The 13,908-nt window shown below is 64.1% G+C and carries 11 protein-coding genes; 6 read left to right on the top strand and 5 right to left on the bottom strand.

The genetic code is table 11. The features are described from left to right. Positions 1 to 98: 98 nt before the first annotated feature. Positions 99 to 1,427, bottom strand: a complete 1,329-nt coding sequence (gene aptA / locus AKN83_RS14280; RefSeq protein ID WP_050401144.1) for an omega-aminotransferase AptA — start codon at positions 1,425 to 1,427, stop codon at positions 99 to 101. Positions 1,428 to 1,575: 148 nt separating this feature from the next. Between aptA and AKN83_RS14275 the strand changes: the two genes are divergently transcribed. The 3 genes from AKN83_RS14275 to AKN83_RS14265 all read left to right on the top strand — a co-directional run bounded on the left by AKN83_RS14275 (position 1,576) and on the right by AKN83_RS14265 (position 4,385). Then, entirely contained in the window at positions 1,576 to 2,124 is a 549-nt protein-coding gene (locus AKN83_RS14275) for a cupin domain-containing protein (protein ID WP_050401113.1), read from the top strand. Between the two features lie 67 nt (positions 2,125 to 2,191). Beyond that, positions 2,192 to 3,706: a lysozyme inhibitor LprI family protein gene (locus AKN83_RS14270; protein ID WP_050401114.1), complete on the top strand. Its 1,515-nt coding sequence runs from the start codon at positions 2,192 to 2,194 to the stop codon at positions 3,704 to 3,706. Positions 3,707 to 3,980: 274 nt separating this feature from the next. Further along, positions 3,981 to 4,385: a DUF4864 domain-containing protein gene (locus tag AKN83_RS14265; protein WP_050401115.1), complete on the top strand. Its 405-nt coding sequence runs from the start codon at positions 3,981 to 3,983 to the stop codon at positions 4,383 to 4,385. A 43-nt stretch (positions 4,386 to 4,428) separates the two neighbouring features. Here AKN83_RS14265 and AKN83_RS14260 read toward each other — a convergent pair whose 3' ends face one another. Together AKN83_RS14260 and AKN83_RS14255 are read right to left on the bottom strand one after the other, a co-directional pair. Next, positions 4,429 to 5,571, bottom strand: coding sequence for an alpha/beta hydrolase family protein (locus AKN83_RS14260; protein ID WP_050401116.1), 1,143 nt, complete (start codon positions 5,569 to 5,571; stop codon positions 4,429 to 4,431). A 637-nt stretch (positions 5,572 to 6,208) separates the two neighbouring features. Continuing rightward, complete coding sequence (locus AKN83_RS14255) at positions 6,209 to 7,768, bottom strand: porin (protein WP_063695346.1); 1,560 nt, start codon at positions 7,766 to 7,768, stop codon at positions 6,209 to 6,211. 313 nt (positions 7,769 to 8,081) lie between these two features. Between AKN83_RS14255 and AKN83_RS14250 the strand changes: the two genes are divergently transcribed. Then, on the top strand, positions 8,082 to 8,573 hold the full coding sequence (locus AKN83_RS14250) for a MarR family winged helix-turn-helix transcriptional regulator (RefSeq protein WP_063695345.1): 492 nt from the start codon (positions 8,082 to 8,084) through the stop codon (positions 8,571 to 8,573). 4 nt (positions 8,574 to 8,577) lie between these two features. On the opposite strand, the gene AKN83_RS14245 is transcribed toward AKN83_RS14250, so the two are convergent. Further along, positions 8,578 to 9,777, bottom strand: a complete 1,200-nt coding sequence (locus AKN83_RS14245) for an MFS transporter (RefSeq protein ID WP_244521986.1) — start codon at positions 9,775 to 9,777, stop codon at positions 8,578 to 8,580. A gap of 143 nt (positions 9,778 to 9,920) precedes the next feature. Continuing rightward, entirely contained in the window at positions 9,921 to 10,364 is a 444-nt protein-coding gene (locus AKN83_RS14240; protein ID WP_050401118.1) for a hypothetical protein, read from the bottom strand. Positions 10,365 to 10,941: 577 nt separating this feature from the next. On the opposite strand from AKN83_RS14240, the gene AKN83_RS14235 reads away from it, so the two are divergent. Both AKN83_RS14235 and flhA read left to right on the top strand, forming a co-directional pair. Next, entirely contained in the window at positions 10,942 to 11,238 is a 297-nt protein-coding gene (locus tag AKN83_RS14235) for a hypothetical protein (protein WP_050401120.1), read from the top strand. Positions 11,239 to 11,536: 298 nt separating this feature from the next. After that, positions 11,537 to 13,669, top strand: a complete 2,133-nt coding sequence (flhA, locus tag AKN83_RS14230; protein ID WP_050401121.1) for a flagellar biosynthesis protein FlhA — start codon at positions 11,537 to 11,539, stop codon at positions 13,667 to 13,669. Positions 13,670 to 13,908 lie beyond the last annotated feature (239 nt).

Here is a 13,908-nt window from a genome sequence, read left to right as displayed (position 1 = left end):
ACATCCTGCAGCGAAAACGCAATCGCCGCTGCGAAACCACTCTGCTTCGCAACGGCGACAGCAATTTGTAGAGCTAGCGATCAGCCAGCTAGCAATTATCAGGCCACCCGCTTGATGGAGTCACCGAGGATCGAGACGATGTCGTCGATGTGCGACTTCTCGACGATCAAGGGCGGCGACAGCGCGAGCGAGTCGCCGCTCATGCGGAAGTAGAGGCCGCGGTTGAAGCAGTCGACCATGATGTCGTAGCCGCGCGCGCCGACGACGCCCTCGCGCGGTGCGACTTCGACCGCGCCCATCAGGCCCTGATTGCGGATGTCGACGACGTTCGGCAGGCCCTTGAGCGAATGCAGGCCATCGCGCCAGTATTCGGAGAGCGAGGCGCCGCGGGTCAACAGACCCTCGTCCTTGTAGATGTCGAGCGTGGCAAGACCCGCCGCGCAGGCCACCGGATGCGCCGAATAGGTGTAGCCGTGGAACAGCTCCATGGCGTTATCAGGACCGACCATCAGCCCGTCATGGATCTGGCGGCTGGCGAACACCGCGCCGCACGGCACGGTGCCGTTGGTGATGCCCTTGGCGGTGGTCATCATGTCCGGCGTCACGCCGTAGAAGTTGGCGGCGAACGGCGCGCCGAGGCGGCCGAAGCCGGTGATGACCTCGTCGAAGATCAACAGGATGCCGTGCTTGGTGCAGAGCTCGCGCAGCCGCTGCAGATAGCCCTTCGGCGCCGGCAGCACCGCGGTCGAACCCGGCACAGGCTCGACGATCACGGCCGCGATGGTGTCCGCACCATGCAGCGCGACCATCCGCTCGACGTCGTCGGCGAGCTCGGCGCCATGGTCGGGCTGATCCTTGGCGAAGGCGTTGCGGGCGAGGTCATGGGTGTGGCGGATGTGGTCGACGCCCGGCAGATGGGTCGCGAACTGGCGGCGGTTGGCGACCATGCCGCCGACCGACATGCCGCCGAAGCCGACGCCGTGATAGCCGCGCTCGCGGCCGATCAGCCGGGTGCGGGTCGGCTGGCCGGCGGCGCGATGATAGGCCAGCGCGATCTTCAGCGCGGTGTCGACCGATTCGGAGCCCGAATTGGTGAAGAAGATCCGGTCCAGCCCCTTCGGGGCGATCTCGGCGAGCCGCTCGGCGAAATCGAACGCCAGCGGGTGGCCCATGTTGAACGAGGGCGCGAAGTCCAGCGTCGACAGCTGGCGCTCGACCGCGGCTGCGATCTGCGGCCGGCCATGGCCGGCGTTGACGCACCAGAGACCCGCGGAGCCGTCGATCACCTGCCGGCCATCGACCGAGGTGTAGTACATGCCCTTGGCGGAGGAGAACAGCCGCGGCGCCTTCTTGAACTGCCGGTTGGCCGTGAACGGCATCCAGAACGAATCGGTCTTGATGGTGTTCGGAATCTGATGAACGGTCACGGCGCACTCCATGGGCTGGGGATGCGTAGTCGGACCACTCTTCGGTGCACTCAACAAGTCCTTTTCTGTCGCAGCGCAAGCCATTGATCTTGCTGAGGCGGTCTGCCAAGATTTGTTCGATCCGCAACACCTGCAACAGGGATCTGTCATGAGCGTCGACATCGGCGGTCGGCTTCGATTCATCCGCGCGCGGCACAAGATGTCGCAGCGCGAGCTCGCCAAGCGCTCCGGCGTGACCAATTCGACGATCTCGCTGATCGAATCCAACCAGATGAACCCGTCGGTCGGCGCGCTGAAGCGGATCCTCGACGGCATTCCGATGGGGCTTGCGGAGTTCTTCGCGATCGAGCCGGAGCGGCCGCGCAAGGCGTTCTATCGCGCCGACGAGCTGACCGAGATCGGCAAGAAGCCGATCTCCTACCTGCAGATCGGCGACAGCCTGTTCGGACGGGCGTTGCAGATCCTGAAAGAGCGCTACGAGCCCGGCAGCGACACCGGCCGGGTGCCGCTGGTGCACGAAGGCGAGGAAGGCGGGATCGTGGTCTCGGGCCGGCTCGAGGTCACGGTCGACGACGAGCGGCGGGTGCTCAATGCCGGCGATGCCTATTACTTCGAAAGCCGCCGCCCGCACCGCTTCCGCTGCATCGGCGCCAAGCCATGCGAGGTGATCTCGGCCTGCACGCCGCCGACATTTTGAACCCGGCGCAGGCGCTGCGCGACCCAAGCCGCAAGAGCCGCATGTCGCGGCCTTGCGGGTGACATCGATGCCTCGCTCCCCATGGCTTGCCGCCGCCGTCGCGGCCATCACGGTCCTTGCCTCCGGCGGCCCATCGCTGGCGATGGACGATTATCTGCGGGCCTTGAGCAGCGCACCGACCACGATCAGCCTGTGCGGCAATAGCGGCGACGACCGGATCAAGACTGCCGACTGCAGGAAGGCCGGCTATGACAAGCTCGTGGCGCAGATCGACAAGGCGTTCGATGCGGCGCTTAGCAAGCTGCCGGCCAATGTCAAGCCGCTGCTGAAGCGCGACCAAGCCTGGTTCAACGAGATGATCATCGACGCCGCCGAGGTGCTCGCCGATGCCAACGAGGACGAGCTGAAGCAGGCTTTTGCCGAGGCTTTACGGCGCCGGGCGGCAGCCCTCAACGGTATCGGATCCGGCCGGAGCGGCCTGTCAGGCACATGGGTCAATGCGTTCGGCAGTGTCAAGCTGACGCCGGCCGACGGCGGCGGCTATCGCCTCGCCGCCGATCTGCGCGGCGATTATGGCGGCGACCGCAGGCGGAGCTGCAAGCTCACCGCCGAGTTGAAGACCTCGGGGACTGGCTGGCCCTCTGGTGCCGTGGTGATCGAAGCGGACGCATCCGCCGACAAGCCCAAGACAGACGCGGCCGCCGTCCCCGCCAAACCACCTTCAATAAAACTCCGCCGCCAGGGCGAGACCTTGCGGATCGTCGGCAGCATCGATGACGAGGAGTTTGCCGGGCTCAACGACTGCTCGTCGATGTGGCAGGTCACCGGCAGCTACTTTGCTGTCGGCAAGGATGCGGCATCCGACAAGGCCGACACCGCGTTCGTCGCGCCGACCTTCGACTGCACCAGGCCCGAGACCGCAACCGACGAGGAGATCTGCGCCGATCCTGATCTCGCCGACAACGACCAGCGGCTGAACCGCGCCTGGAAGACGCTACAGCCGCGGCTCGACGCGGCGACGCGACGCGCGCTGATCGACGACCAGCGCAACTGGGTGAAGAGCCAGACCGAACAATTCCCGGAATTCCTGCATCCGGCCTGGAACAAGCAGAGCTCGCAGGTCCACTTCACCGTCGATGCGCGCGATCACGTCAACGGCTTGCAGCGCGAGCGCCTGGCGCTGCTCGACGGCTTCGACGACAAGCGCAGCGGGCTGGCCGGCATCTGGCTCGCCTACAACGCCATCATCAAGGTCACCGCGGAGAAGGACGGCACGCTGAAGGCCGTCGGATGGAAGTGGGACCAGGGCGACTGGAGGGCCGGCTGCGATTACGAGATGACGGGCAAGATGATCGGCGGCGCATTCCGCTCCGACGCGCAGCGCAAGAATCCGGATACGCTCGAGCGCGACCACGCGATGCTGATCGTCAACCGGCAGGACGACGCCTTTGCCAAGAAGCGCACCGACGACGGCGCCGACGAAGCCAAATGCAAGCGCCGGCTCGACAACTCCTCGACTGCGCGGCTGTTTCCCGCCCGCCCCTCGCCCGACATCGACAATCTCAAGGGCTCGATCCGCTGAAGAGTCGGATGGCGGGCTGTTACGGTCACAAATTGCGCGTCTGCCTGTCGCCATAGGCGATCACGAAGGCGACCGTCCCGAACATCATGGTTACGGCGATGACAACGAGAATGGTATCGAGGGTCATGGCAGTCCTCCAAGGTTGACGAATCAAGGCTAGTGCGCCGGCCGGAAGGAACCTTGCGGCAGATCAATTTTCTGAGGAGATCGATCGTTGGTGAAACCATGCGACCGGCTTTCACGTAAGCTGGGGCAGTCGCCACGGAGCATCCGCATGCGCGCGATCGCCCTCATTGCCGCCATCCTGTTCGCCCTCGCCTCGCCGGCGATCGCCGATGACGTCGCCACCGCGCAAGGCGTGATCCGCGCCCAGGAGCAGGCGTTCGGCCGCGACGATGCCGCGGCGGCCTATTCCTATGCCGCGCCGGCGATCCGGCAGATCTTTCCGCAGGCCGATATCTTCATGTCGATGGTGCAGAACCAGTACGCGCCGGTCTATCGCCACAGGAGCTTCGAATTCGGCGCGGCGCAGAGCGACGGCGACCGGATCGCGCAGCGCGTTCAGATCGTCGACGCCAATGGCGAGGCGTGGGAGGCGCTCTATACGCTGGAGCGGCAGGCCGACGGCAGTTTGAAGATCACCGGCTGCTCATTGCAGAAGGCAGGCCAGGCGGTGTGACCGCACGGATCGGCGCCGCATCGGTCGCCTTGGGCCGGTCGCTTCAGGACAAGCCTTTTCTCAGCCGAAGCCTGTCTTCAAGCCAGTCGAAGATGACTTCATTCGCCAAAGTAGGATTGTCGATATGCCCCTGCATCGCAGCGGTTTCGGCGCGCCTGAACAGGATCAGGCTGGCGTCGCGATGAATGCTGCTCAATTGATCGCCGAATTCGATCAGGGCGCCGGGAAGAAGCCAGCCGCCCTCGCCCGCGGTGACCAGGAGCGGACAATCGATGCTCCGCGAGATCGCATTGGCTTCGTCGAGCCATCCGGCCTGCTCGCCGTCGCCGGCTTGCCGATAGAAGAAACTCTTCTCGTGCGAGTCCCAAATTCCGGCGTCGCACACCGCGGCGGCAAAGCGGGCGTCACTTGCGGCCGCGCGGGCGACCAAGGAGGAGTTGCAGGCGTCCGCGACGATGGCGATCCGCGTGCTGTCGACACCGGGCTTCTCCGAAAGAAAATCGAGCACCCGGCTCATGGCGGCTTCGAACTTGTGGCCCTCGAGCCGTTCCGGCGACAAGGCCGTCTGCGTCCCCAGCAGATCCACGGCGAGCAGCGAGAACCCGCGCTCGTTGGCATGACCTGCGTATTTGGTGATCAACTCTTCCTTGTAGGAACCCGGCTCGCCGACGCACACGATGACGGGTCCATCGTCGCGAAAGGCTGACGGCAGATAGTAGGCTTGAAGGGACAGGTCCTCGGTCCAGGGAATCGAGAGCACCTGGCCGACCGGAACCCGGCTCTTCAAGAAGCTGGTTGCGCACCGCCGCATGCCGTCGACGGCACGGTTCAGCAAATCGTTGGCGTATCCGGGAGGCCTTGCGGCGGCGTGAAAGTAGGTCGTAGCCCGAAGCCAGTTGCGACGTGCGGTGACCAGATTGTTGTTCAGCAGCGAATGCTCGGCTCTCGTCTCGTTCCGTTCCGCGGTCTTGATCCACTCCGCGGACCACGAGCTCTCCGAAGCGAGGTTTATCTTGCTCAATGTCAACCAGCATTCGGAGACCGTCGAACCGCCTTCCTGTGCTGCGGCCAGCAGCTTGATGAACTCCGCCGACAGATCCTCGCGATCCGGCCAGGCGGGCCAGCCCTTGTCATCGAACTCGACGCTGCTCGACGAGGCACCACGCGCCCCACAGTGGTCACGCATATTTGGTCAACTCGTTCGCAGCCCGGCTCTGCCGCCGGTACGCGTTATCGATACGAGTCCGCCCATTGGCGTCGGCGTGCCGGCGCCTCGGTGGCCGCGCGAAATCGGCGCTGAAATCGCGAACGCCAATCACCCGGCTCTCCCAAGAAATTATTCCAATACTGATTCATATAATTGAAGTAATTCGGCGGCGGCAAATGTTGATATGGCGGCGCAGGAATGCGTTGCGCTTATGCCTGAGTGGAATGTTGCTGCGGCAATCGTTGCCGAGCAGATGCTCGGTCATGTTCAGGATACCGCCAACTCGCTTGCCTCGTGCAGCGAACTTGCAGCGCGCTCACGAGATCGCGAGAACCAGCGTGCCGCACTTCACTCGGCCGTGACTTCACAGATCGCGAATTCATCGTCGTTCATCGCAAATAAAAAGCCTCCGGCAGGGCATTGCCGGAGGCTTGGAGGCTAGTTCATGAAGAAGTCTGATATCTCCTCGTCATGGTCGGCAGAGCAACCGACACACGGTTTGTACATGATGCAATAATGTTAGTAAATCACATATTGGGCTCTTCTTTCAAAATCAAAGCCCCGACAGTTTCCCGTCGAGGCTTTGGGTCGCGATCAAGTCCGGATCTACCGGGCCTTACCAGTTGCGCTGCGCGCGCAGCAGCAACATGTAGGTATCCTGGTTGCTGAGGGAGTAGACCGCGGCCGGCTTGCCGATCGCAGCGCTACCCGGGTAGGTGATCGTGCCCGCGTAGTTCTGATCCAGATGGGTGTAGGTGAAGTCAGCCGAGAAGGTCAGGTTCTTCACCGGGGTCCACTGGGTCTGCGTACCGATCTGGGCAACGCTGTAGTCCGGATTGCACGAGGTCAGGTTCGAGGTGGCGCCGATCAGGACGCCGAACGAGCCGCCCACGCCGGTCCCGCCCGGGCCGCAGATGTAGCTCTTGGCGGTGCCGTTGTAGTTCACCTGGGCCCACGCACCATAGACACTGGTGTTCCAATAGGGATTCCAGTTGTGCACGTATGCACCGCGCACGCCGTACGTCGTGATCAGCTGCTGCGAGCCGCCGCTGACGAACACGCTGTCCGGCGCGATGCCGAAGCCGATGCTCTGGTAGGCACCGGGAACGCTGGTGTTGCCGAAGGTGGTGAACGCACCGGCCCCCGAGAGATCCTGGATGTTGTAGCGCGTCGCACCGTTGGTATAGACGCCCTGGACGTTGATGGTATCGCCGGGTCCGGTCGGGATGTTCTTGATCGACAGCGCCAGCTGACCCGCCCAGCCCCACTTGTCGTCGGGATGACCGGTCAACTCGGTGGCGCCGTAATAGGCCGCGTGATTGTCATGCGCCGCGAACGACGCCTGGAACAGACCCCAGGCTTGGTCGACGCGGAGCGAGGCGACCAGATCCGGAGCAATCGTGCCGGCATAGTCGCTCGCACCGTAAGGACCGAGCGCGCCGGTCCCCTGCACGCCGAGATTCTGCACGCCGGCCTGATAGTAGGCCGACTGATCCTGGGCCGACAAAGCCAGCGACACGCCGTTGCCGAACTGCGCGGTGTAGGTGAACTGGTTCACACCCGTGACCGTACCGCCGCCACCGACGAGACCGTCGAAGTTGTTGCCGGGATAGTTGGCCCATGGCGTCGCGAACTGCGAGACCGCCTTACCCATGGTGAAGCCGGCGAACTGGATGAAGGCGTAGTAGACGCCGACCGTGCCGGCGGCGACACCGCCCGAACTTGCGTTGTTCGGCGCAGCAGACGTTCCGATCGGCGAGTAGACCGTCGAGCCAGCCGCCGCGCCCGCGCCGTAGCTGTCCGAGGTCCAGCTGAAGGTCGCATCGAAGAAGGTGCGAACCACGCCGTACTCGGTCGCGGTGCGGGTGTCGACGTTGAGGTCTTCACGCGAGCGCCAGGTGTATCCGTTGGTGAAGCGGTTCTGTGCGCCGCCCGCGCCGGCGTAGTTGCCGGTGTGGTCCGAGTTGGTGTTCGCCAGAACGTCGACGCGCAGGTAGCCGCCCAGCTTGATGCAGGTGTCGGTGCCCGGAATGAAGTAGAAGCCCGGGCCATAGAGCGAGCAGACCTTCACGTACTCGACTGCCTTGGCCTTGACCGGAAGATCGGCCGCCATGGCTCCACTGCTCGCGGCGAGAGTTGCCACCGAGGCCAACAAGAGGCCCTTAATTATCTTCATGCTATCCTCCAAGTGATGCCTTGCACTGCTGGCAAAGCGACAAACGTTCCCCTCCCGAAAACCGCTGCGGCGCAGCCATTTTCAAGATGCTCGTGGTCAAACTCGGCCACTGCAGGCGTGAGATGGTGGATGCCCCCCATCTACGACGGGGAACAATGCAATCGGGTAGTCACATATTCAACTTATATTAGTTAGTCACCATATGTTTGCGCACCCATGTGTCATTCAGGCAACGCATCGACGAACATTTTTGTCAGGCCAGCTTCAAAAATCGCCCGATATAGGTGAAGATGAATTTTTGTTAAGGAACGCCATGAGCGAGCGCAGATCGACCGACAAAGTGCAGGACGCGGCTGAACGTTTGGCTTGGGAGATCGTGTCGACCAGCATCCGACTCGACGAGTTGCGCAGCATCTGGGCCAAGATGATCGGGGTCACCGGACCGCAATGGATGATCATGACGGTGCTGGCGAACGCCGAGGACCGCAGCGTCGGCCTGCCGGTCGGCGCGGTTTCGCGGGCGCTGCGCGTCGATCAGTCGTTTGTGGTGACGCAGTCGAAGCTGCTCGAGAAGAAGAACCTGCTGCGCCGCAAAAATTCGACCGAGGATGCCCGGGTCGTGAACCTGTCGCTGACCGAGCATGCGAAGAAGCAAATGGCGAACCTGTCGGCGCAGCGCAAGGAGTTGAACGAGTTCGTCTATGCCGACCTCGACCTGCGCGAGCTGCAGCAACTCACCGGCAAGATGGACTCCATCAAGAACCGCCTGGAAAAGGCGATCGCGCGGATCTCGCTCGATCTTTAATGGATCAGGCGATGGCGAGCCGCTGCCGCGCCCGCATCAGGAGCAGCAGCATGATGCTGACATTGAGCAGGTTCCAGGCGAGACCATTGGTGAAGGCAGCGGCGTAGGAGCCGGTGGCGTCGAAGATCACGCCGGAGATCCAGCCGCCGAACGACATGCCGAACACCGAGGCGAAGATCACGATGCCGATCCGGGTCGCAGCCTCCGACGCCGGCATCGCCTCCCGCACGATGATGGCGTAGCTCGGCACGATGCCGCCCTGGAACAGGCCAAACATCGCCGAGATGATGTAGAGCGAGGTCAGGCTGTCGAAGAACAGATAGAACAGCAGCGCTGTGCCCTGCGCGATCGAGCCGATCAAGAGCGTGCGGATGCCGCCGATCCGGTCGGCGAGGAAGCCGGAGCCGATTCGGCTGATGATGCCGAAGCCGAGCATCAGCGACAGCATCTCGGCGCCGCGCGCCACGCCGTAGCCGAGATCGCCGCAATAGGCGACGATGTGGACCTGCGGCATCGCCATTGCCACGCAGCACGCGATTGATGCGAGCGACAGCATCGCGGTCAGCGCATTGGTGGAGAGCCGCATGTCGACCCGCGGCGGCGCCGCGTTGACATGGTTGCGCCTGACGGCCGCCCCCATCAACAAGCGCAGCAACATGAGTGCAAGCATCATCGCGACCGCGGTGAAAATGCCGATCACGATGTGGGTGGTCCGCCAGCCGACGCTCTGGATGCCGAAATTGACCAGCGGCGGCCACACCGTGCCACCGATGTAATTGCCGCTCGCGGCGATCGCGACCGCAAGGCCACGGTAGCGCTCGAACCAGTGCGAGGCCTCCGCCATCAGCGGACCGAAGGTCGCAGCCGACGACAGGCCGATCGCGAAATGCAGCAGGATGAAGGCCCAGACCGACGGCGCGTAGCCGGCGCCGATATAGCCGAGACCGAGAATGCCGATCCCGGCGCCGATCGCGGCGACGATGCCGAAGCGATCGCTGATCTTGCCGGTCACGACCTGGCCGATGCCGAAGCCGAGCATCACCATCGTGAAGGCGAGCGAGGCCGTTCCGCGCGTCGCGCCGAAGTCGGTCTGCACCGCTGGCAGCGCCACCACCACCGACCACATGCCGACGCTGCCGAGCGAGCCGATGACGACGGCGACGGCGAGGCGCAGCCATGCCCGGCGCGAGTCCGGAATGAACAATGCGGCTTCGGGGGAATATTCAGAAGAAATTACCACGGCACGCGGAACTTCGTCGGCATTTGCCTCGAGGTCAAGCGCGTTGCCGAGAGATTAGGCATGCACCAACAAGGGGACGCGCCGAACCCACCGATGCGTGACGCGCCTCAATTGCCGTAGTTCGGATCCTGTGCCTGGAACGGACCGCACTTCGCATCGAGGCCAAAGCGGTGGTCGAAGTCCACGGTGCCACCGCCAACCGGTATGCGCGTCGGCGGCAAGCCGCGCGTGTACTGGTCGACGGTGACGAATTTCTTGTCCGCGCTCATCGTCACGTGCACCGGCTCGAGATCCTTGCCCTTGTTGAGCTCGGTCAGATCGAGCGTGTAGTAGCCATCCGCCGTCTTGCCTGCGGCCATGCCGCCATGCGGCGCGAAGACCACCGATTGCGGCAGGTAGACCTCCATCAGGACACCGTTACCCTTGCAGGCGATCATGCGGATCATCCAGGCGCGGTCGTCCGGCAGCGTTGCGGCCGATGCCGGCAGCGACAGCAGCGCAATTGCGGCAGCAAATCCTGCCGTCACGGTTCGACCTGCCTGATTGGTCATGGATGGCCTCTGGCGGCTGAGTGGCGTTGCTGGCGTTTCGTCGGGGACCGGGCCGCTAAAGTTCAATCTGCGTTGTGCGCCGCGGGAATCGCAGTCCACCCGACCGGGAATATCGCCCGTCGAGCCGCGATCCATACTGACGAGAAAAACTGCTACAATGCGAGCCGGTTCACATTGGCGGCTTGCCGTCCGGACCTATCATCCCGTCGGATGGCGCGCAGCTCGCAAGGTAGCCGGATCGAAGCGCACACTGCCGGAGGATCGTCATGCATTCGTTGTCAGCAGAATGGTTACCCGTTGCGTCAGCGCCGTCGGACCGGGAGCTCGAGGTCTGCGTCCTCGACTATGACGGCATGGTTCACGCGCTCATGTTCCCCTGCCACCGCGACGGCACTGCGTGGGTCCACCATGCCAGCAGCAAGCCACTCGACATCCAGCCGACGCATTGGCGCAGATGGGTGCAGTCAGCCAATTAAGGCGGCCATGACCGGCTCCAGGCCAACGCCGATCTCGCGCCGCTCGGTAGATTGAGCTAGGATTGCCACGTGAGGTTCAAGGGTGGGCCAGGAGGCTCGTCATGGAATCACACGTAATCCCGTTCGAAAATCGCTGGACGAACGGCAAGCATGCCTGGGAATGGCATTGCGAGCTCGAGCGGCTGGGCGTGCCGACGGTCCGGACGATGTATTGCGAGCATGAGACGCACTATCGCGATCAGGCGGCAGTCGTGTTCGACATCCCTGCCGGCTTTGTCCACGACTGGCTGGCCTTCCACGATCGGCGCGCCGCCCGGCGGCAATTGCTGTGGCGCGCCAGCGTCATCGGGCTCGGCATCATCGCAGCTTCGGGCACCGTGCTCGGTGCGCTCCGATAGAGGCCGGTGACCCCCGCGCCCGGAACCGCCGGGCGGGTCCCGCCCCTCCTGGCCCAAAATCCCAGTGACCTGAAGCCTGCGACGTCCCGCGCGGCCCCTGGACGGCATTTATTAACCCTTTGCTAACCATACACCCGGCAAGAATTGCCGAGTGAAGTCGAGTGTCGTCGAACGCGTCTAACGGGCGGAGATCCCCGTGAACGCCAGCGCGGTGCCTCACTTTCGGAACGGCGGCCCTGCGGCCGTCGCGCAGACGCTTGGCGGCCGTAGCCGCCAGTCGCGGGGGAGAGCGGCTACCATGGTCGACGTCACGGCGGGGCAAGGCACGGCAGGCAAGGGCGGATTGCCTGGTCTCGGCGAGATCGGCGACATCCTCAAGCGCGGCGATCTCGCGCTGGCGCTCGGCGTCCTCACCATCCTGGTGGTGCTGATCCTGCCGCTGCCCGCGATCGTGCTCGACCTGTTTTTGGCGGTCTCGATCACTGTCTCGATCCTGATCCTGATGACCTCGCTGTTCATCCAGGCGCCGCTGGAATTCTCGTCGTTTCCGACCATCCTGCTGATCTCGACCATGCTGCGGCTGTCGCTGAACATGGCCTCGACCCGCCTGATCCTGAGCCACGGCCACGAGGGCACCGCGGCCGCCGGCCACGTCATCGAGGCGTTCGGCAACTTCGTGATGGGCGGCAACTTCGTGATCGGCATCATCGTGTTCGCGATCCTGGTGATCGTGAACTTCGTGGTCATCACCAAGGGTTCGGGCCGTATCGCCGAAGTCGCGGCACGCTTCCAGCTGGACTCGATGCCCGGCAAGCAGATGGCGATCGACGCCGACCTGTCCGCCGGCCTGATCGACGAGAAGGCCGCCAAGGAGCGCCGCAAGGCACTGGAAGACGAGAGCGGCTTCTTCGGCGCGATGGACGGTGCCTCGAAATTCGTCCGCGGCGACGCCATCGCCGGCCTCCTGATCGTCGGCATCAACATCGTCGGCGGCATCATCATCGGCGTCGCCCAGCAGGGCCTCTCCTTCGGCGAAGCCGCCCGCACCTACACCGTGCTGACGGTGGGCGACGGCCTCGTCACCCAGGTGCCCGCGCTGATCGTCTCGACCGCCGCCGGCCTCCTGGTTTCCAAGGCCGGCATCACCGGCGCCGCCGACAAGGCGCTGATGCGCCAGCTCTCCGGCTATCCGCAGGCGCTCGGTATGTCGGCCGGCGTCATGCTGGTGCTGGCGCTGCTGCCGGGCATTCCGACATTGCCGTTCCTGGCGCTGGGCTCTGGCGCCGCGGCGCTGGCCTGGAATGCCCGCAACCAGAAGCGCGCGGCCAAGGCGGCCGAAACGGCAGCGGCCGCCGCCCCCGCTGCAGCCGCGGCCGCCGCCGCTGCCGCCGCGGAGGAGCCGATCGCCGCCGCGCTGAAGATCGACGACCTCAAGATCGAGCTCGGCTATGCGCTGCTGCCGCTGGTCAACGGCCCCGACGGCACCGATCGCCTCACCGAGCAGATCAAGGCGCTGCGCCGTTCGCTCGCGATCGAGATGGGTTTCGTGATGCCGGCGGTGCGCATCCTCGACAATGTGCAGCTCGAGGCCAACAGCTACGCCATCAAGATCAAGGAAGTCGACGCCGGCACCGGCAAGATCTGGCCGAGCCAGTTCATGGTCATGGATCCCGCCGGCAACCAAGTGCAGCTGCCCGGCATCCACACCATCGAGCCGACCTTCGGCCTGCCCGCGACATGGGTCGACGCCGGCCTGAAGGAAGAGGCCGCGCTGAAGGGCTACACCGTGGTCGACGCCGCGACCGTGCTGTCGACGCACCTGACCGAGCTGCTGAAGACCAACATGTCGGACTTGCTGTCCTACGGCGAGGTGCAGAAGCTCTTGAAGGACCTGCCGAAGGAGCAGGGCGAGTTGATCAAGGACATCGTCCCGAGCCAGGTCACGGTGTCGGGCATCCAGCGCGTGCTGCAATTGCTGCTCGCCGAGCGGATCTCGATCCGCGACCTCTCGACCATCCTCGAGGGCATCGCCGACGCGCTGGCGTTCTCGCGCAATCCGGCCACCATGGTCGAGCACGTCCGCGCCCGGCTGGCGCGCCAGATCTGCGCCCAGAACACCTCGCCGAACGGCTACCTGCCGCTGATCGCGCTGTCGGCGCGCTGGGAGCAGGCGTTTGCCGAGTCGATCGTCGGCACCGGCGACGACCGCAGCCTGGCGATGCAGCCCTCGAAGCTGTCGGAATTCATGACGGCCGTGCGCAACGCCTTCGAGCAGGCGGCGCGCGAAGGCGAGGCGCCGGTACTGGTGACATCGGCGGCGATCCGGCCGTTCGTTCGCTCTCTGGTGGAACGGTTCCGCTCGCAGACCACCGTTTTGTCGCAGGCCGAGATCCATCCGCGGGCCCGGCTGAAGACCGTCGGCAGCGTGTAGGGCTTCTTGTCTGGACGCGTTTTCTTCACGCAAACCCGGCGTCCATCCCGCATCAAGTGCGAGATAGGCTTCACTCAAAATCGCTCTAGCCGTCGCAAATCACTTGCGTTTTCGCCTGTGCTTTCTCGCCACAGGCAACTGATTTATGTGAAACTATCCGGAACGGCCCTTTATCGGGTAATATGATCCGGATACTTAGCAAGTTACTGATATTACGTGCAGTTAATGTTGGCTTTGGA

Origin of the sequence: Bradyrhizobium embrapense (assembly GCF_001189235.2) — a bacterium.
GTDB classification, from domain to species: Bacteria; Pseudomonadota; Alphaproteobacteria; order Rhizobiales; family Xanthobacteraceae; genus Bradyrhizobium; species Bradyrhizobium embrapense.
Note: the sequence above shows the minus strand (reverse complement) of the source record. Positions and strands in the feature narration are given on the sequence as shown.